The sequence below is a fragment of the Pseudomonas sp. SYWMCR5 genome (assembly GCF_057197165.1).
In genome coordinates this window covers 1,083,371-1,102,995 of the sequence record NZ_JBXUNH010000001.1, presented here as the reverse complement: position 1 = coordinate 1,102,995, position 19,625 = coordinate 1,083,371, and the positions used below count along the sequence as shown (strand labels likewise).

Annotated in this window: 12 protein-coding genes; 6 read left to right on the top strand and 6 right to left on the bottom strand. The window is 59.7% G+C overall.

The annotated features are described in order from the left end of the window. Nucleotides 1-270 precede the first annotated feature (270 nt). Nucleotides 271-1,854: a methyl-accepting chemotaxis protein gene (locus AC2CGW_RS05130; protein WP_484573621.1), complete on the top strand. Its 1,584-nt coding sequence runs from the start codon at nucleotides 271-273 to the stop codon at nucleotides 1,852-1,854. A gap of 105 nt (nucleotides 1,855-1,959) precedes the next feature. On the opposite strand, the gene AC2CGW_RS05125 is transcribed toward AC2CGW_RS05130, so the two are convergent. From AC2CGW_RS05125 to AC2CGW_RS05105, 5 genes are all read right to left on the bottom strand, one after another. Continuing rightward, entirely contained in the window at nucleotides 1,960-2,694 is a 735-nt protein-coding gene (locus AC2CGW_RS05125; protein ID WP_426352615.1) for a YkgJ family cysteine cluster protein, read from the bottom strand. Beyond that, nucleotides 2,691-3,002 carry a hypothetical protein gene (locus tag AC2CGW_RS05120; RefSeq protein WP_426352616.1) on the bottom strand — a complete coding sequence of 104 codons (312 nt, stop codon included), beginning with the start codon at nucleotides 3,000-3,002 and terminating at the stop codon, nucleotides 2,691-2,693. Before AC2CGW_RS05120 ends, AC2CGW_RS05125 begins: the two co-directional genes overlap by 4 nt. Nucleotides 3,003-3,092: 90 nt before the next feature. Next, nucleotides 3,093-3,992 (bottom strand): chemotaxis protein, encoded by a 900-nt coding sequence (locus tag AC2CGW_RS05115; protein WP_054892508.1) that lies wholly within the window; start codon nucleotides 3,990-3,992, stop codon nucleotides 3,093-3,095. 102 nt (nucleotides 3,993-4,094) lie between these two features. Then, nucleotides 4,095-6,101, bottom strand: coding sequence for an autotransporter outer membrane beta-barrel domain-containing protein (locus AC2CGW_RS05110; protein WP_484573620.1), 2,007 nt, complete (start codon nucleotides 6,099-6,101; stop codon nucleotides 4,095-4,097). A gap of 342 nt (nucleotides 6,102-6,443) precedes the next feature. Beyond that, complete coding sequence (locus AC2CGW_RS05105) at nucleotides 6,444-8,915, bottom strand: autotransporter outer membrane beta-barrel domain-containing protein (protein WP_484573619.1); 2,472 nt, start codon at nucleotides 8,913-8,915, stop codon at nucleotides 6,444-6,446. A gap of 451 nt (nucleotides 8,916-9,366) precedes the next feature. Here AC2CGW_RS05105 and AC2CGW_RS05100 point away from each other — a divergent pair, with 451 nt between their 5' ends. Beyond that, complete coding sequence (locus tag AC2CGW_RS05100; protein WP_484573618.1) at nucleotides 9,367-12,168, top strand: hypothetical protein; 2,802 nt, start codon at nucleotides 9,367-9,369, stop codon at nucleotides 12,166-12,168. A gap of 96 nt (nucleotides 12,169-12,264) precedes the next feature. Here the strand turns inward: AC2CGW_RS05100 and norR are convergent, their stop codons facing one another. After that, nucleotides 12,265-13,815 (bottom strand): nitric oxide reductase transcriptional regulator NorR, encoded by a 1,551-nt coding sequence (gene norR / locus AC2CGW_RS05095; RefSeq protein ID WP_484573617.1) that lies wholly within the window; start codon nucleotides 13,813-13,815, stop codon nucleotides 12,265-12,267. 229 nt (nucleotides 13,816-14,044) lie between these two features. Between norR and AC2CGW_RS05090 the strand changes: the two genes are divergently transcribed. The 4 genes from AC2CGW_RS05090 to cyoA all read left to right on the top strand — a co-directional run bounded on the left by AC2CGW_RS05090 (nucleotide 14,045) and on the right by cyoA (nucleotide 19,624). Further along, entirely contained in the window at nucleotides 14,045-15,871 is a 1,827-nt protein-coding gene (locus tag AC2CGW_RS05090; protein ID WP_484573616.1) for a hypothetical protein, read from the top strand. 218 nt (nucleotides 15,872-16,089) lie between these two features. After that, nucleotides 16,090-17,268 (top strand): NO-inducible flavohemoprotein, encoded by a 1,179-nt coding sequence (hmpA, locus tag AC2CGW_RS05085; RefSeq protein ID WP_186668305.1) that lies wholly within the window; start codon nucleotides 16,090-16,092, stop codon nucleotides 17,266-17,268. 348 nt (nucleotides 17,269-17,616) lie between these two features. Beyond that, nucleotides 17,617-18,123 (top strand): disulfide bond formation protein B, encoded by a 507-nt coding sequence (locus tag AC2CGW_RS05080; protein ID WP_054892511.1) that lies wholly within the window; start codon nucleotides 17,617-17,619, stop codon nucleotides 18,121-18,123. Nucleotides 18,124-18,679: 556 nt separating this feature from the next. Further along, the gene (gene cyoA, locus AC2CGW_RS05075) at nucleotides 18,680-19,624 is read left to right on the top strand and encodes a ubiquinol oxidase subunit II (RefSeq protein ID WP_186668304.1); all 945 of its coding nucleotides are present in this window, start codon (nucleotides 18,680-18,682) and stop codon (nucleotides 19,622-19,624) included. Nucleotide 19,625 lies beyond the last annotated feature (1 nt).

Below are 19,625 nucleotides of genomic sequence, written 5' to 3'. Positions count from 1 at the left end.
GCCCGCTCGCACACCATCTGTTACGGAAGTACCTGTGGGAGGGGGCTTGCCCGCGAACAGAACACCTAGATAACCGGCTTTATGTCCTGTCCTTTTTCTGCTTATAGCCCCTCAATCGGGTCGGCAACGTGACGCCTGGCTGACAGCGCTGACAGTTTCCAATCATTGATGGCCAATTGCCAAGGCATTGCGCTGGATCAATGCCCGTCCGGGGTTTGCCCCTAGAGTCGAACGCCCTCCCGATTGTCCCGACAACAATGAGAGCCTCCGATGAAGTGCAATATGCCTGTTACCGGTCGCCAAGTGGATTATCCCGGTGATGCCAACATCCTTTCCACCACCGACCTCGATAGCCGCATCACCTACGCCAACGATGATTTCGTGCGTATCAGCGGGTTTGCCCGCGAGCAGTTGCTCGGCCAGCCGCATCATGTGGTCCGCCATCCTGACATGCCTGCCCAGGCCTTCGAGCAGATGTGGCAGACGCTCAAGGCCGGTCGTTCGTGGATGGGGCTGGTGAAGAACCGCTGCAGCAACGGTGATCACTACTGGGTCAGCGCCTTCGTCTCGCCCATCGGCAGTGCGGGGCAGACGGTCGAGTACCAGTCGGTGCGCACCCGTCCACTCGACGAGCAGGTCGCGGCGGCCGAGCGCTGCTATGCACGTTTGCGCGAAGGGCGGTGGCGCTGGCGCGAGCGTCTGCCGGTGCCGGGCCTGCGGGCGCGGCTGTCGCTGGGCATTGGCGCTGTGCTGGCGCTGGTGATCGGCGTCGGGCAGGGCTGGTCGGCCGGCGCCTGGCAGGTGTCTTTGATCGAGTGGCTGGCGGCAGCGGGCCTGAGCAGCTTGGCCGTGTGGGGGCTGTTGCGCCCGTTCGAGCGTCTGCGTGCCCAGGCCCTGGCGGTGGCCGACAATCCACTGAGCCAGCAGTTGTACACGGGGCGGCGCGATGACATTGGCCAGATCGACTTCGCCATGCGCATGCTCAAGGCGCAGTTGGGGGCGGTGGTCGGGCGCATAGGCGATACCTCGACACGCCTGGCCGGGCATTCCGGATCGCTGGCCGAAGCCCTGCAGACCAGCCATGCCAACAGCCTCGAGCAGCAGAGCGAGGCGGACCAGGTCGCCACGGCGATCCACCAGATGAGCGCCAGCGTCGCCCAGGTCGCCAGTAGCGCGCAGTTGGCGGCGATGGCTGCCGACCAGGCCGAAGACGAAACCCAGTCGGGTCATCAAGTGGTCGACCGCAACCGCTGCGCGATCCAGGACCTGGCCGGTTCGCTGGTGGAGGCGAGCGAGGTGATCCAGCAACTGGAAAACCACAGCGGCGAGATTTCCGGGGTCATCGATGTGATCCGTGGCATTGCCGAGCAGACCAACCTGCTGGCACTCAATGCCGCCATCGAGGCGGCGCGTGCCGGCGACCAGGGGCGTGGTTTTGCCGTGGTCGCCGACGAGGTGCGTGGCCTGGCCCAGCGTACCGCGCAGTCGACCCACGAGATCCAGCGCATGATCGCTGCCTTGCAGGAGGGTACCCGTGCGGCGGTACAGGTGATGCGTCAGAGCAGCACCCACGCCGGGCATAGCGTCGAGCAGGCGCGCCTGGCCAGCGATGCGCTCGACAGCATCAGCGTGCGGGTCAACCAGATCAACGAGATGAGTTTGCAGATCGCGGCAGCGGTGGAGCAGCAGAGCCAGGTCAGCGAGAGCATCAACCGCAATATCGTCAGTATTCGCCAGGCCAGCGAGGCGACGGTGGATGTGGGGCAGCGCAGTCACAGCAGTGCCAGTGATGTGGCGGGGTTGGCGCAGGATCTGCGGCGGTTGGCGGATGAGTTCTGGCGGCGCTGTCAGTGAGGCTGGCGGTGCCCTTTTCGCGGGCAAGCCCCTCCCACAGGGGCTAGGACTGCTTTTTTTTGTGGGAGCGGGCTTGCCCGCGAAAAGGGCACCGCAGATTCCAGCTCAGAACCCGATAAAGGCGTAGTACACCGGCGCTTCGCCGGTCGTCAGCAGCCCATGCCCCTGCAGCCCGTCTGCCAGTTCGACATCTTGCACATGCACTGTCCATGGCACGAGCGCTTGATCGCTCGTCTGATCCAGCGCCGCGAGAAACGCCTGCATGTCTGGCAGCCAGGCGGTGAAACCGTTGCCCTTGAGCGCGCTGGTGGTCATGCCCAACGCCTGGCAGACCGCAACCTTGGCGGCGATGTCGTCGCGGTCGGCCTGGCGCGAGGCTTCGATCAGTGCGGCCAGTTGCGGATCGACGGCCCTGTTGCCGACGATCAGTTGCGGGCCTTGTTGCCAGGCTTCGGGTGGGCAATCCTTGGCTTCGACGCGCAGAGGCAGGTGCGGGTTGACCTCGGCCGGATAGATACGACAGACCAGCGGGCGTGTTTCATAGATGCCGCACAGGTTGTTGGCATCCAGGTTGCGACAGCGCCCTGGATTGAAGGCCGCGAAGGTCACCGAGACCCGCACCTCTGCACTCCCGCAAGGCACGGCGAGCGAACGGCGCAGCACATGATCGCGTTGCTCGACCGGCATGCCCGGGCCATCGGTGATGAAGCCTTCGATCAGCACCACGACCTGGCCGCCACTGGCAGCCCACTGGCGGGACTCGGCGAGCGTGAGCGGTACATGGTGGCCGGTGCAGCACTTGCCGCAGCCGGTGCAGGCGAAACGAATGCCGTCGCTCACTTGGCGCCTGGCTTCCATTCGGTGACGTAGGCTTGCTGCTGGGCGCGGTCGTACAGGCACAGTTCGGTGCCTGTCTGGTTCTTCATGTATTTTGGCTTGTACACGCCTTCGATCAGCAGGGCGCTATAGGCGGTGCGGTCGTCGAATTCTGCGGGCTTGCCCAGGGCGTGGGCGTCCTTGAACTGGCTGGCGGCCAGGCAGCGCTTGACCATCTGCTGGCGGTACTCGTTCCAGGCGTCGGGGCTGGAGGCCTGGGCAAGACCGCTGGTCATGGCGAGGGCAATCAGGGCAATGCGAAGAAGGGTCATAAGCGATACCGGCAAGAAAACCTCGGAAGGGGAGTGATTATGCCCGAGTCCTCCTCACCATCAAGTGAAGGCATTGTGTCGCCAGATGTATCAGCGCTCGGCGAAGCCGACCGCTCGCGCCGCGACGACGAGGCAGTCGGTCAGCTCGGGCGAGGAAAACTTGGTGAGAATCGCGTTGGCGCCTGCGACCTTGGCTTTTTCGGCGCTCATGGCGCTGTCCAGCGAGGTGTGCAGCAGCACGTAGAGGTGCTTGAAGTCCGGGGTCTCGCGCACGGTGCGGGTGAAGGCGTAGCCGTCCATCTCGGACATTTCGATGTCCGACACCACGATGTTGATTTCCTGGGCGGTGCCCTGCAGCTCCAGCAGGACATTGATCGCATCCTTGGCGCTGCGCGCGGTATGGCATTCGACACCGAGGTGGCGAAGGGTGTGCACCGATTGCTGCAGCGCCACCTGGCTGTCGTCCACCACCAGGATGTTGGCGGCGGCCAGCAGGCTGGCGTCTTCTGCGCTGAGCTCGCCGGGATGCGTTTCAGGTTCCGGCGGGGCGATGCCGTGGATGACCTTCTCGATGTCCAGCACCTGCACCAGCGTGTTGTCGACCCGGGTCACGCCGGTGATGAAGGAGCGGTTGCCCGAACCGTACGGCGGCGGCTTGATGTCGGTGCTCAGGCAATGGACGATGCGGCTGACCGCCTGCACGTGCAGGCCTTGGCGGGTGCGGCTGATGTCGGTGACGATCAGGCAGCCGCCATCGGGGTCGGCCAGTGGCATTTCGCCGATCGCCCGCGACAGGTCGATCACCGACAGCGAGTTGCCGCGCAAGGTCGCTACGCCTTTGACGTGGGGATGCGACTCGGGAAGCTTGGTCAGGGGCGGGCAGGGGATGATCTCGCTGACCTTGAGCAGGTTGATAGCCATCAGCTTGCCGCTGCGCAGGGTGAACAGCAGCAGGGACAGCGAGTCCGCGCGGGCATTTTGCGTGGCCATGGATAACCTTCGGGCATGTCGGAAAAGGGAGTGGATGCCGGGTTATCGGCCTTGGCCGTTCAGGCTTTAGGCAAAAAAGAGGGCCTTGCGGCCCCTGAAGGATTACCAGCTGTAACGCGCACCCAGGTTGACTCCCCAAGGCTGTTCGATGTTGTTGCCTTTCATGTAGTCGAATCCTGCATTCACCTGCACCGTGTCGGTGACTTGCGCGGCCACACCTGCACCGAGCTCGATGCGGCTGCCCGACAGGTCGTTGTCGAACTTGTTGTCGTTGACCTTGACCTGATTGTTGCGAGCGAACTCGTGGGCTGCTGCGACCTTTACGTAGGGCTGCACGAAACCGCCTTTATCCAGTGGGAAGGTACGGCCGACATGGCTACCGACCTTGCCCAGCAAGGAGTCGGCATTGGCAGCGCTGGCGCGCATGCCGTTGTCCAGGTTGTAGCTGGCACCGTCGACCCACAGCGTGGACAGCTGGGTATAGGGTTCGACGAACCAGCCGTCGTCCAGCTTGATGTGCTTGCCGACTTCGATCGAGGCGCCGATACCGTTGTTGCTGTATTTGCCCTTGGCCTTGCGGCCATCGCTCATGCGCACGTCCGAGGTGTTCTGGAAGCGGTTTGCCTTGAGCAGTGCATCGATGTAAAGGCCATCGTCCGCCAGCCAGGTGCTGTACATGCCCAGATGGAAGCTGTCGACCTTGCCGGTGGTGCCGGCGGACAGATCGAGGTCCGAACGGCTGTAGCCGCCCGTCACGCCCAGCAGCCACTGGCTGCCGTTCGACGGCAGTGGCGCGTCGGCACCGAAGGAAATGCCCTGTTGTACCTGGTTGTAGTCGGCACCGGCGCCTGCAGATACCTTGTGCTTGTTGCCGTAGGTGCGCAGCCAGCCACCACCTTGGGTGTTGCCGTTGCGCAGCTCGCCCATGCGCGAGCGCAGGGTGGTCACCTCGCCGTACCACACGGTAGGCGCGGCGCTGAACAGACCGGTGACCGTGCGTGTGCCCGGGGTGGTGGTGTTGCCCTTGCGTACCAGGAACCAGTCGTCGCCGCGCTGTTCCAGTTCGTAGGCGAAGGTGCCGAAGTCCACCTGGCCGCCGATCAAGTCGAATTGCGAGGTGCTGCCCTCGCCGGTGTGCACGACCTGATGGTCGATCACTGCGGCGTTCGGGTCGGTGCCGGTGCTTTCCACCAGCAGGCGATGTTCGCCGCTGGCCTTGCCGCTGACGTCGATGAAGTCGCCTTGGCCGGTGGCCAGGTCGGCGCCAAGCACGAAGGTGCCCGAGCCAGACAGCTCGCCCAGTTGCAGGCGATTGAAGCCAGTGCTGCCTCCAGGGCCGCGCAGGTTCACGGTGCCGTCCGAGAGGTTCAGCTTGTCGACGCTGGAGTCGCCGGTCAGGGACCAGCTGGAGCTGGCATCGATCTTCAGCGAGGCGGCATTCTCGATGGAACCCGTCAAGCTGGCATGATCAGCCAAGCTTATATTCAAGGTGGAGTTCTTGTCGGCCACGATGTTGCCGGTCAGATGGCTGTTGTTGATCGCCGCATTGGCGCGAGCGCCTTCGCTAACCTCGAGAATCATGCCGTTACCGCCCGAAAGGGTGGAGCCGTTGTTGATTTCGATGTTCACGTCTTCATCGTCGATATGTCGGAGCACCTTGATAGCACTGCCCTCACGACCGATCACACTTGACTGGTCCAGTACCAGATTGGCCTTGGTTGCAGAACCATCTGTGACATCGGGCAGCATGACGATGCCATTGTTGTCGCCAGTGATGACGCTGCCCGCGCGAACAGATGCAGTGGCGCCGGCAATCACCAGACCGACTCCGCCGGCAATGGGGCCCTCTTCGTCAGCGCCTGCCAAGCCTTCGACGTAGGTATTGGCAAGGTCAAGAGTGGCGTTTTGGCTTATGTTGATACCGCGACCAGTGGCCTGGACTTTACTATTGGTGATGCGTGCGCTGGAGGCCTGTTGGTCGCCGGAGAGCGCAATTCCGATCAGCGAACGCCCTGGCCGAGATGGGTCGATGAAGGCTGTAATGGTGCTGGCATCTATCTCTGCATGGCTGTTGTACAGGCTGAGCGCGTTTTCGCCCACGCTGTGCACGCGGCCATCGTTGATGTTTACACGTGAATTGTCTGTAGCAAGGATTCTTCCCGTTTGAGCGCCGCTACTTACATTTAGGGTGTTCTGGCCGACTAGGTAGTAGCGATGCATCGGTGTGTCCCTGTTTACCTCACGGCTTTCGCCGGGACGCAGAATGACATCAGCCGCCATCGCTGTACTCGCGTATGCGCCAGCGCTCAATATTGCCAGCGTGGTCTTGAAAAACATGGAGATCTCCGGTCAAAAAAGATCTGAATTTGATCGGAGGTCTCGGAAGTTGTATGTAGGAATAGTCTGGGGTTTGGGTCGCGGCCGAGTGCACAAGCAGGCTGCTATTGGCCCTTACCAGGCTAGGTTGAATCCGATATTCATACCCCACGGTTGCTCGATATTCTTGCCGTTGCTGTAATCAAGGTCGACATGCAACTGCAGCGCATTTGCCAGCTGGATGGCTACGCCTGCGCCGAGCTCGCCTCGCCCGCCAGACAGATCATCATGAAAAGTGGTGCTGTTGACGCGAATATCATTGTTGCGGGCGAATTCGCGAGCGGCTGCCAGTTTTACGTAAGGCTGTACGTAACCACCCGATTGCAGGGCGATGGTTTTGCCTACATGGGCCCCGGCCTTGCCCAGCAATGAGTTGGCCTTGTTGCTCTTGAGCTCCATGCCATTGTCCATGCTGTAGTTTTCGCCGTTGACCCAAAGCGCGGACGCCTGGAGGTAAGGCTCGATGAACCAGTTGTCATCGAGCTTGAAATGCCGTCCGGCTTCGACGGATCCCCCGAAGCCATAATTGTTGTATTCACCTTTGGCCTTGTGCCCGTCACTCATGCGCGCGTTAGCCTTGTTCTCGAAGCGGTTTGCCTTGATCACCGCATCAATGTAATAGCCGCTGTCGGCCAACCAGGTGCCGTACACTCCCAGGTAATAGCTGTCCACTCGACCGTCACTGCCCAGGCGCATATTGAGCCGGGAGTCGCTGTACCCTCCCATGATACCGAGCAACCAGCGTCCGCTCTCGGTTGGCAGTGCCCTGTCGACACCTATGGAGACGCCTTGCTGCACTTGCTGGTAATGCACCTGGTCTGCCGCCGAGACACGATACTTGTTGCCATAGGTGCGCCCCCAGAAGCCACCTTGGTCGTAACCACCACGCACTTCGCCCATGCGACTGCGCAAGGTGCTGAGTTCCCCATACCATACAGTCGGGGCGGCGCTGAATACTGCAACGGCCATCTGCGTGCTAGGTGAGATGATCGGATCGTCCTGGCGTTGGGTCAGGTACCAGTCATTGCCCTGGCGCTCCAGTGAGTAGGAGAACGCACCGAGATCGACCAGGCCGTTATCGCTGAGGACCTTGAAGTTGGCATCGCCACCCTGGGTATGCACCACGCGTTGAGCGGTGCCTCCTGCTGTGGGATCTGCTCCGCTGTTCTGGATAGTCATGCCGTAGCTGCCACGCGCGAGGCCTTCGATGTTGACCAGGTCACTGCGACCAGCGGCTAGGTCGGTACCCAGAGCAAATGTCCCGGTGCCGTCGAGGCTGCTTGCCGTGAGCACCCGAAACTCGTCATTGCCACCTCGTAGATTCACCACACCACCTTGCAGGTTCAATGCTCCGACATTCGAGCTATTGACCATGTCGAAGCGGGAGCGATCACCTATCTCGGTGGCTTTTGCATTGGTCACGGTACCCATCAGGCTTGAACCGTTGGCCAGGCTCAACGTGCCTGTGGCAGGTGAATCGTGAAGGATATTGCCGGTCATCCGGCTGTTGTCCAGCGCAATGCCGAGAACGTTGCTGACAGTCCCGGTCAGCGTTGCTCCATTGGCGAGGGTCAGCTCGCTGGCACTGCCAGGGCTTGTGCTGACACTGCCGGTCAGGTTGCTCGCATCCAGCGTCAATGCGGCGACGTTGGTGACATCACCCACGATGCTCGATTGTGCTGTCATGCTCACCGTTGCGCTGGAGCCGACCGGCTGGTTGATCGTGCCGTTCAGTGTGCTGGCAGCCATGGACAGGCTGCGGATGTTGTTCACATTGCCGGTCAGACTGGCGCCATTGGCCATGACTACATCCGCTGACGCATGAGCGGCCACCTGAATATCTCCGGCAAGGGTGCTGGAGTCGATAAGCAGATGCGCCTGAGTGACGGCTGCGGGCGCTTCATCGGGGAGACCGACCTGCAGCAGGATGCCGTTGGCGGCAGTTACGCTCGAGTTGTTGCGAATCTCGATCTGTCCCAGCATCGGATCGATACCAAGGTTGCTGACTACGATGGCGCTACCGCTCTGGGATATAAGGTTGGAGTGATCCACCACCAGTCGCGAATTCGCATGGCCATCATCCACTGCAAGCAACGCCGCAGCGATGTTGCTACCGGTTGCCGTGCTGTTTCTCAGAATCGCCTCTCCGCCGACCAGCGACATGCCAAGACCGCTGTAGACGATGAAGTCTGTCGGGTTGCCGGTACCGGTCAAGGTGGAGTCGATCAACGTTGCACTGCTGCTTCCCGAGACATTCAACCCACGACCGAAGCCGCTGATCTCGCTACCTTCCACCAAGGCGGTCGAAGTTCGGCCGTTGAAGACTAAACCGGTGGAAACCGAAAGCCCCATATTACCGGTGGAGGTCAGCGATGAGTTGCGGATAGTGCTTTGGCTCTCAATGAGATCAAGCGCCGCTCGACTGCCGCCTCGTACTGTGGCGCCGTCCAGCGTGACTGTGGAATCTGGGTCAGCATAAATGTCCAGCGCCTGCCCTCCGGGCTCGATGAGCAGTGTGGCGGCAGTCAGTGTCCAGCGTTCGCTCACGTCGCCGGCTCTTACGGTCGCCGAACCTCCCGCTGGAAGTGTGGCGGCATCAAGGGGGGCTGCGAGAAGGGCAAACAAGCACAGCACGCTTTGGATAGGCGGATTCTTGACTGAAATGCTTCCTTGCATTGGCTCATGCTCCAAACGGATAGGTTTCAACATCGCCCGGTGCCCGGTACACGTATTCCGAGCAGCGCATGCACTTGATATGAGAGCGAGTATAGAAGTCTGTTTCGAGATCGCACACCTGTTAAAAATGCTAGGTTACGGCATTGAATATTCATGCTTGTATGTTTTTGCTGGTAGACAACGAATGGTGATGTGGCTGGGTCGTTCTGAGTCACGGGCGATATGTGTTGTCTCGTGGGTGAGAGCATGTTTGTTGTTTAAACGCTGCGCACTTGATATCAGGTAAATCAGATTGGGTGAGGGCATGAACATGAACACAAGGATGAATATCAAGAGCCGCCGGCAGGGAAGTGTTGCACCGGCTGCGGAGATATTGCTCGAAGAAATGACTATTCCTAACCGTGACCCTGTCGGGGGACGTATACACAAAGATTTTCTGTCGGACGACGTGGAAGTTATTATTCCGCGGGCGCAAGACATGCGTCGTCAAGACAGTCTTGAACTGTATCGAAATGGTGAACCTTTCGGTGCCAAATACAGGTTGGCAGACCTGGGCTTTGATGATAATACGGTCACGGCTTTTTCTATTCCCTTTAAAATGGCAGACTTTCCACCACTGGGTGCCGACGTCACGTACACGATGGATTACCGAGTTTTTGACCCTATTTCAAATAGAGGTAATTTGTCTCTGCGCCCTATTTCGTTGCGTTTCGACCGGTTGGCGCCGGGTGGCGATAATCTCCCGGGTATCTTCTTTACCGGTGAACAGCTCAGGGGGATTACGGAAGCCGATATGGAGGGTGATCTATTAAAGGTCAAGATTGACCCTTATCACGATGGTGAGGCTGAGGACAAAGTCGAGTTATGGGTTTCCAACGTTGATGCCGAGGACGAGCGGTTCTACCTGACCCCGGCATTTGACGTTGCTGACCCGGTTAATATCCTGGATGTTCACTTCACCCGGGAACAGCTCACCGCCTTCGGTGGAAGCGGCAAACTCTATTTCGGTTACCGGGTAACGGATTGGTCAGGTAATGTCAGCAGTCTTTCAAGCACTACGGAGATCCCGGTCTATCTGGATCAACCGGGGCTGGCCGCGGCTGTAGTGCCGGCGGCTGCAAAGGGGCTGATTACCTATAATGATGCCACGCCCTTTATCGAGGTAGAAATACCCACTTACACAGTCGGTACGCCTGCCGCGGGGGATCTCATCACCCTGACCTGGGAGGGCGATACATTCCCTTATATCCTGCAGTCGGCCGACCTGGACAAAGACCCACTCACGATCATCCGGGTTCCCTACGCTACCGTCGCAAAGCGGCCTCTCGGGCAGACCACGATCAACTATTCTTTGAGGCGTGGTTCTGAGCCGGTTGTGCCTTCTCCCGATACCATTGTAAATATCAATCTTGAGTCACCCGGTGGGCCGGATCCGGATCCGGATCCGGAAACACCGGTTCATGAGTTAATCAGGCCTGCAGTACTTACCTGTGGTTCCAGTCCACCCAACACCATCCTGCCTGAAGATTTTGGCAAAGCCGCCAGTGTAAAGATTTCCCGTGCCAGGGTTGGAGATAATCAGCCGATCTGGAAGATCGGCGACAGCATTCAACTGACCTATGACACGATCTCCGCGCCTATCGTGCCGACCGTGATCACTACGGCAAATGAAGGCAGCGATATCAGCATTGAGGTTCCGTTCGCCGATGTGATCGAAGCGGTCGGAACAGGCACACCGAAAATCTTCTTTGTCATTACCCGTGAGTTGGATTTGCCTGGTGGCGGTACTACCCCTGTAACGGCCAGATCTCCCGATCAGGAAGTCGTTGTCTCCGCCGGCTCGGAGCTGCCGGGCGGGACTACGCCGCTTCAGTTGGGGAGCTTCCCGGAAGCGGTCGATTACGAAGACGAACACACAGGCGGGGTCTACCGAGTCATCCAATTCGACGTTGGTAGGAGGGATACGATGTTCCGAATTCCTCTGGCGGGTGTCGCCAACATAGAAATAGGACGCAACCCCAGACTGAGTTACTTCTTCGAAGGTTTTAACACGGGCAACGATGTCAAACCTCCGGAAAAACCATGGACCCCGCTTCCCGGTACTCGCCTCGAGGCATCCAACGTGCCACTGACCCAAGCTGATCTTGACCAGGGATACTATGAGGTGCCCCTGCTGTACCGCACCCTGTTGCAGCGCATCTGCCGCAATGGTGCGGAATTGAACTACTCATTGATCAATGATCTGGAAATTCCGGTGCGGGCGCCTGTAGCCTATGTGTATATCGCATTAAATGACGGAGGGGGGCAGTGTCTGCTAAGCTTTGCTCTTGATACGCAGATGACATCCTCCAGCTTTGGCGCAGGCGTACAAACGGCACTGCGCGAAGTGAGTAAAACCTCACGGATGAACGGTCCTCTGCAACCGCTCTCGATTCCTGGCCGCGATGCCGACACCGGTATCGTGCCTGTCGAATACCTGAAGAACGACTTGGTCGTTCAGATTACCAAGGCAGATGTCATGACCCCTGCGCATGAGCTCCGTCTGCTGCGTGACTTCGAGGGCTATGGCAGGCCTTACCGATTGACGACAGAAGAGTTGAACGATCCCGAAGTGGTTCAATTCGAACTGAATATCGAGCAGAAGGACTTTCCACGGGAGGGCGCCGATGAGACGTTCACGTTGGATTACGAGCTGTTTGATACCGTCACCCAAACGGGGGTGGTCGCCAACTTGCCGGTCAGCGTGCGTCTGGACCGCCGAGCGCCAGGTGGAAATGCCCTTTCCGCGTTGGGCTTTACCCCTGAACAAGTGAGGAACGGTATCAGGGATACCGATCTGGTCAATGACCGACTGGCCGTTAATGTTCACGCTTACTTGTATGGTGAACAGGGCGATAAAATCGAGTTGTGGCTGGGCTCGTCTGCGGACGAGGGGTTGGGCGAATATCTGGGCGTCAGCAGGGTGGTCGACGATCCCAGGGCGACTCAAGTGGTGTATTTCACACGCGCGCAGCTCTCGAATGGTTTGCGCTACTTTGGTTACCGGGTGCAAGACCAAGCGGGTAACTACAGCGTGCTGTCTCGCCTCATGGATATCGAAGTAGATATCACGCCAGCCCGTTAGTTGACGTTGTCCTTGCGCCTCTTTGCGGATACCGATATCGGAAGAGGCGCATTATTTTACCCGCCCTTGCCGGGCCGCATCGATGCACCGCGTGGCTCAGCGTAACTCGAGTCGACGAGCCAGGCGGCCGAGATTGGCCCGATCCAGGCCAAGTTCCCGTGCCGCTGCGGCCCAGTTGTATTGATGCCGTTGCAGGCAGTTATCGATCACTTGGCGCTGGTAAGCGTCGACGGCTTCGCGCAGACCACCCTCGGGCAACGGCAGGGCAGGCTCGATGGGGGCCAATGAAGCCGCCTTTGTCGGCAGCGTAGTGCGAAGGTCGAGGTCTGCTGCTTGCAGGGTGAGGATGCGCGGGCGTTCGGGGTGCTGACCGAGGGCCTTGAGCGCCGAGCGTCCGATCAGGTGTTCCAGTTCACGCACGTTGCCTGGCCAGTCGTAAGCCACTAGTGACGTCTGGGCTTCGCTGCTCAGGCGCAGGCTGTCCAGCCCCAGTCTCGAACGGTTTTGCTCGAGAAAGAAACCTGCCAGCAGCAATATGTCCCGTCCTCGCTCGCGCAGCGGTGGAACCTGCAGTGGGTATACGCTGAGGCGGTGGTAAAGATCGGCGCGAAAGTTCCCGTTGCGCACTTCGCTGGCCAGGTCTCTGTTGGTGGCGGCGATCAGGCGCACATCTACCTTGTGTTCGTGGTCCGAGCCCAGGCGCTGCAGTTGGCCGCTCTGCAATACCCGTAGCAGTTTGGCTTGTACCGACAGAGGCAGCTCGCCGACTTCGTCGAGAAACAATGTTGCGCCGTGGGCGAGTTCGAACTTGCCGCGCCGCTCGCCATGAGCGCCGGTAAAGGCGCCCCTGACATGACCGAACAGTTCGCTTTCGACCAGGGTATCGGGCAAGGCGGCGCAGTTGAGGCTGACCATTGGTTTGTCCGCACGCTTGCTGACCTGGTGCAGTGCCAGCGCGACCAACTCCTTGCCGACACCGGTCTCTCCGGTGATCAATACGGTCAGATCGCTGCCTGCCACCAGGCGGATTTCTTCCAGCAAGTGCTTGTGCGCCGGGCTCTGGCCGATCAGTTCCTTGCGCTGGTCGTTGGCTTGTCGGTAGACCTCCGCGCGTTGCTGCTCGTCTTCCACGCGCAGGGCCAGCTTCTCGATGCGCTCGGCGACGGTGACGGTTGCCGCAGCGAGGCTTGCGAATGCCTGGAGGGCGCCGAGTTCAAGGCTCTGGAACCGGCCCGGGGTGAGGGCGTCAAGGGTCAGCAAGCCCCAGGGGCGTTCGTCGACCATCAGCGGGCAGCCCATGCAGTCGTGCACGTGCAGGTCTGCATCAATTGCAGCGACCAGGCCATCGTAGGGGTCAGGCAGTTCGGAGTCACTGGCAAAGCGCGTCGGCTCAGGCCGACTGAGCAGTATCTCGAAACGTGGATGCTCGCTGACCTTGAAACGCCGCCCCAGGGTGTCTGTCGACAAGCCGTCGACCGCAAGCGGCACCAGCCACTCTCCATCCAGGCGCAGCAGTGCTGCAGCATCGCACGGTAGCAGGCTGCGCATGGATTGCAGTAGGCGGCGATAGCGTTCCTGGTCCGGCAGGTCGCGAGACAGATCGCTGACCAGAGGCAGGAGGGCGGTGAGGAGGGGTTTTGCGAACATGCGGGTTTTCCGGAACGGCGTGTTGACCATACGGTCGGCGAGTTGTCGGGCTGGCGTCAAGGTCCGCTTGCAGCGATGCAGCAGGCTGAACGGCAATCGGACCTGGTAAAACTGTCAGGTTACGGCTTCGCGTGCGAAGGGTAGAGTCGAGCGACAACTGCGGCCAAGGCGCTTTGTGCGTGTGCGGGACTGGTCGAACATCCTTTTCAACAGGCGAGGGTAATCTGCAATGACCAAACGAGAGATGTTCCTTGGTCGGCTGCCGGTGTCGGCTCTGGCAGGTGAGCTGAATCCACTGGTCATCACTGACATGGATTCCGGAGGACCGCAACGCGATGGCCTGGGTTGGAATGAGTTGTCTGATCCAGAGCGTGTCGTGCCGATGTTGGCGAAGTTGCCCGAGGCGTATCGCCAGGGTGATGAGATCAGTCTTTTCTGGACGGCTACCAAGCCAGTTACGCAACCGCCGCAAGCCGATCCGTCTGAGGCTGCAGTGCAGTTTTACCTGTTGGATGCCGAAATGCAGGCGCGAGGCTGGTTGAGCTTCGGTGTGGTCAAGGGTGACCTGAAACTGCCAGCGGACGAGCAGATTCCCTATCCTTATTTCGGTTATTTCTATTACTCGCTGTATGACCCGATCTCAACATCCAGGCGCTACTCGCAGTACAGAGAGGTCTTGATCGACCTGCGTGTGCCCGGGGGGCTTGATCCCGATCCGGAAACGCCGGTCAACGAATTTCTTGTCGCGCCTTTAGTAACGCCCTCCACGATCGAATCCCCAACCACTCCGGTACGCGTTTCGATCGTGCCTTGGCGTTTCATGCAGCCGGATGACCAGGTCACCTTGATCTGGAGCGGTGTTCGTCATGTGGGGGCACGCCTGGGCGCAGGCGACGTAGGCAAGAGTTGGGTGATTGATGTTCCGGCGGATGTGATAGAGAAGGGCGGAAGCGGCGAAGACCTGCGGGTCTACTACGAGATCCGTGACCGGGTGCAGAACTACTCGCGGCCGTCTCCATCGGCCTATGTAAAGGTCGAAGATCCCGATGCGCTCGCGGCACCTGAAGTCGAAAGTGCGGAGAGTCCACCCTACCAGCTGGATCTGGTGCCGTTGGCGGGGCAGGATGTGACCATCTACTTGCCGGACTATGTCGGTTATACGCCCGGCGATAGAGTCACGATGCATTGGGTCGGGCTCAGTGCCGGAACCGATGCAAGAGAAGTGCGTTATGACTGGCCCATCAGAACGATCACCGGCACACGCGACAAGATCTTCAGCCTGCCCTATCTCTTTGCGGTGCTGGTGGTGAATGGCCTGGCCACTGTCTTTTATGAGTCGATACCTGCCGCTGGTGGTGCAGCCAGACCTTCTCGCCGGCGCTCGCTCACCATTGTCGGGGAGGGCATTGTGTTGCAACGCCCGGACCTGGTCGAGGCAACAGGCGATGTCATCGATCTTGCCGACCTGACCACAGACAAGGTTCACGTGCGCATCCCTCTATATCCTGGGCAAAGCGCAGGGGATGTCGTCACCTTGGCCTGGACGGCCAGGAGCGGTGGCAGCGGCGGCGCGACCTGGCGAACAGACCTGACCGTTCCTGTGGGGGGAGAAAAAAACGAACTCGTGTTCGAGGTCGATTTACCGCTACTGATCCCGGCGGTGGATGGCACCCTGACCTTGAGCTATTCGGTGCTTACCCCGGAATTCGGTATCACGCGATCCTCGCCCGAGCACGTCTACAGCGTTCTGGACAGTGCGGCAGTCGATTTTCCTGCACCGACCTGCGCCCAGGTGGAGGGCAGTGGTGCGGGCGCGTCGCTGCCATCGGATACCATCAACGCGATCATCGAGGTGCCGGCAAATGCTCCTCTGCGTGTGAACGACAGGGTCACGCTGCGTTGGGAGGCGGCTGTCGGCAATACCCCGCCTGCCTACACCGAGACCAAGACGTTCACCGGGTTCCCGTTCAGCTTCACTGTGGGTAACGCGGATATTCTGCCCTTCGAGGAAGTTGATGTATCGGTGACCTATTCGGTCGAGCGCAACGCTGCGTAATAGCGTTGGTTTTGTGAGCAACGGCCTGAGTCGGCGCATGTCTGCTGACTCAGGCCGTTGTCATTTAGACTCTATGTTGTCGATATGACCATGCTCGCGCATTGGTCATATTGACAATTTCATTTATAACTCATTGATTTATAATGTTTTATTTTTTGGCATCGTAATTGCGATGGTCTGGGTAACCATTCGAAGCCCAAGGCTCAGGAGTCACTGCAATGCTCAATGCCGACCAACGTGCAATCATCAAGGCCACTGTCCCGCTGCTCGAAAGCGGTGGCGAGGCGCTGACTACCCACTTCTACAAGATGATGCTCAGCGAGTACCCCGAGGTCCGTCCTCTGTTCAACCAGGCGCACCAGGCCAGTGGTGACCAGCCGCGTGCGCTGGCCAACGGTGTGCTCATGTATGCCCGCCATATCGACCAACTGGAGCAACTGGGTGGCCTGGTTGGTCAGATCATCAACAAGCATGTGGCCTTGCAGATCCTGCCCGAACACTACCCCATCGTTGGCAGTTGCCTGCTGCGCGCCATTGAGGAAGTGCTGGGCAAGGACATCGCCACCCCGGAGGTGATCGCTGCCTGGGGCGCAGCCTATGGCCAGCTGGCTGATATCCTCATCGGCGCCGAAGAGGGCCTGTACAAGGCCAAGGAGGAGGCCGACGGTGGCTGGCGCGGTGCTCGCGATTTTCGTGTGGTGCGCCGTGAGCAGGAAAGCAGCGAGATCGTCTCGTTCTACTTCGCTCCGGTCGATGGCAAGCCGGTACTCAAGGCCGAGCCGGGTCAGTACATCGGCTTGCAGCTGTTCATCGACGGTGCCGAGCAACGCCGCAACTATTCGCTCTCGGCATTGTGCGATGGTCAGCAGTACCGCATCAGCGTCAAGCGCGAGGCCGGGGGCAAGGTGTCGAACCATCTGCATGATCAACTGCAGGTCGGCGACACCCTAAAGCTGTTCCCGCCGTCGGGCGACTTCACTCTGGCGGCTGGCGACAAGCCGCTGGTACTGATCAGTGGTGGTGTCGGCATCACCCCGACCCTGGCGATGCTCGAGGCGGCGCTGCAGACCGAGCGTCGGGTGCACTTCATCCACTGTGCGCGCAACGGTTCGGTACACGCCTTCCGTGACTGGGTCGACGGTCTGGCTGCGCAACATCCGCAACTGCAGCGTTTTTATTGCTACGCCGAGGACGACGGCAGCCGGGATGCGAATGCAGTCGGCCTGCTGAGCCAGGATCTGCTGGCCGAGTGGCTGCCGCGTGAGCGTGACGTGGATGCCTACTTCCTTGGGCCGAAGGGCTTCATGGCGGCGATCCGTCGTCACTTGAAGGGGCTGGGGGTTCCGGATGCGCAGAGCCGCTACGAATTCTTCGGGCCGGCGGCTGCTCTGGAATGATCTACTGACCAGGCTGGCGTCTTCGCGGGCAAGTCGGAGGGGTTGGCCTGTGCATATATAAAGAAGGATGAACAGCGTCCCGCAGCTTTCATCTTTAATCCTGCTTTAATCACTGTATCCTTCACTCCCGGGTGTCGAGGGGCTGGTCCCTGCGCGACGCCCGGGCAGCCGTTTTTTTTTACCGGCCAAGGTTGAACCGATGTCGCCAACACCGGTCACAGCATCTCCGGATAGCCCTGCGCAGCGCTGTCTCGCCGCTTCCTCGACACGCTAAGAGACCATCCCTGCGTGTAGACTTGCGCCAGGCAGGCGGAACACGCTGCCACCTATCCATCCAAGGAATCGGCAATGAACGAACAAACCCTGCGCCTGAATCGGGAACGGCGCTTCCTCGTGCTGTTGGGGGTAATCTGCCTCTCGCTGATCGGCGGCGCGCTGTACATGCAGGTCGTGCTAGGCGAGGCACCTTGCCCGCTGTGTATCCTGCAGCGCTATGCCTTGCTGCTGATCGCGCTGTTCGCGTTCATTGCCGCGGCCATGCCCGGACGACGGAGCCTGACCTTCTTCGAGGCGTTGGTCGTGCTCAGCGCAATTGGCGGAATCGTTGCGGCCGGCAATCATGTGTATATACTCGCCAACCCGTACGCCAGTTGCGGCGTCGATGTCCTGCAACCAATCGTCGACGACCTGCCCCTGGCGCGGCTCTGGCCCCTGGCATTCCAGGTCGACGGTTTCTGCACCACACCGTACCCGCCCATCCTGGGTCTGTCGCTGGCGCAATGGGCGCTGGTGGCCTTCGTCCTCACTGCCATCCTGGTGCCGCTGGGCATCTATCGGAATCGGCGCCGGGCTTAGACAAAAGTCCCGATTTGATGCAGGTCTATTGCACGGTGAGATAACCGGCAAAATTTCCCCAGAGACTGATCCTGATCAACGTTGAGCCCTTGTAATACAAGGGTTTCAGGGCTATCAAGCCGGGTGCGACAAACTGTCGCGAAGTTGATTTTTCAGGCAGGATTATTACAAATTCTGTAAAAGACTGTTGCTCAATAAGTCATAGTCAAGGGGGGGCGACCTATCTACAATCGCCCCCAATTTCCGTTCGGCACTGCTTGCGAGTCGCAGGATTGAAGGAAGCCCCAGCGCTCCTTTTGCTGACTTCGACAAGTTTCGCCCAACGGCGATCCGGGCGGACACCCCTCCGCGTTTTCCCGCACCAAATGGAATTGGTCTGAAGTACAGGCCTTTAGCCTAAGAAAACCCCAAGCTCGTCCATGCGCTCAACGCCCAGATCCAGCAGTCGGATCCCAGGCAGGCGCGGGTTCGAGCTCGAAATGCTAACGCTTGGCAGGACGAAGTGTTGGCGAACAAAACACATTGCATTGAAGCAAGCTGATCTAGAGGTCGTGAGATGAGTAAAAAGCGTTACCCCAGACTGTTTGGCATATTGCCCTTTTTAGGCATGCTTTTACTCAGTGGGTGCAACTGGACCCTGCTCGACCCGAAGGGCCAGGTCGGCATTGAGCAAAAGAACCTGATCCTCATCGCTACCGGCCTGATGCTGCTGGTCGTGGTGCCAGTCATCATCATGACCCTGGTCTTCGCCTGGAAGTACCGTGCTTCCAACAAGGCTGCCACCTACACCCCCGACTGGTCGCACTCGACCAAGATCGAAGCCGCGGTGTGGATCATCCCGATCCTGATCATCATCGCCCTGGGCTACGTCACCTACCACTCCACCCACAAGCTCGACCCTTATCGTCCGCTGGATTCCGATGTGAAGCCGGTGCAGATCGACGTGGTCGCCCTGGACTGGAAATGGCTGTTCATCTACCCGGAGCAGGGCATTGCCACGGTCAACAAGATCGTCTTCCCGGCTAACACCCCGGTCAACTTCCGCGTGACCTCCGACGCCGTGATGAACTCGTTCTTCATCCCTGCGCTGGGCGGCCAGATCTACGCGATGGCCGGCATGACCACCAAGCTGCACCTGATCGCCAACGAAAATGGCGAGTTCGACGGTATCTCCGCGAACTACAGCGGTGCTGGCTTCACCGGTATGAAATTCAAGGCAACCGCCACTTCCCAAGCCGACTTCGATGCATGGGTCGCGCAAGTGAAGGCCTCGCCGAAGAAGCTGGACAAGGCCGAATACGACGCCTTGGCCAAACCAAGCGAAAACAACCCAGTCGCGCTGTACAGCGAGGCTTCGCCTGACACGTTCCAGCTCATCGTCGACAAGTACGAAGGCATGAACCGTGGTCGTCCGAGCCACGAAGAAGCAGGCAGCAAAGACCTGGCCACTACCAAGGGTGTGGAAACGAGTATGCAACCAGCTGCCGGTGCAGAGGAGTAAG

Excerpts from the sequence above, each read along its gene's own strand:
- AC2CGW_RS05090 (WP_484573616.1), top strand. The coding sequence starts at position 14,045 with ATGACCAAACGAGAGATGTTCCTTGGTCGGCTGCCGGTGTCGGCTCTG.
- AC2CGW_RS05115 (WP_054892508.1), bottom strand. The coding sequence starts at position 3,992 with ATGGCCACGCAAAATGCCCGCGCGGACTCGCTGTCCCTGCTGCTGTTC.
- hmpA (WP_186668305.1), top strand. The coding sequence starts at position 16,090 with ATGCTCAATGCCGACCAACGTGCAATCATCAAGGCCACTGTCCCGCTG.
- AC2CGW_RS05080 (WP_054892511.1), top strand. The coding sequence starts at position 17,617 with ATGAACGAACAAACCCTGCGCCTGAATCGGGAACGGCGCTTCCTCGTG.
- AC2CGW_RS05120 (WP_426352616.1), bottom strand. The coding sequence starts at position 3,002 with ATGACCCTTCTTCGCATTGCCCTGATTGCCCTCGCCATGACCAGCGGT.
- norR (WP_484573617.1), bottom strand. The coding sequence starts at position 13,815 with ATGTTCGCAAAACCCCTCCTCACCGCCCTCCTGCCTCTGGTCAGCGAT.
- AC2CGW_RS05100 (WP_484573618.1), top strand. The coding sequence starts at position 9,367 with ATGAATATCAAGAGCCGCCGGCAGGGAAGTGTTGCACCGGCTGCGGAG.
- cyoA (WP_186668304.1), top strand. The coding sequence starts at position 18,680 with ATGAGTAAAAAGCGTTACCCCAGACTGTTTGGCATATTGCCCTTTTTA.
- AC2CGW_RS05130 (WP_484573621.1), top strand. The coding sequence starts at position 271 with ATGAAGTGCAATATGCCTGTTACCGGTCGCCAAGTGGATTATCCCGGT.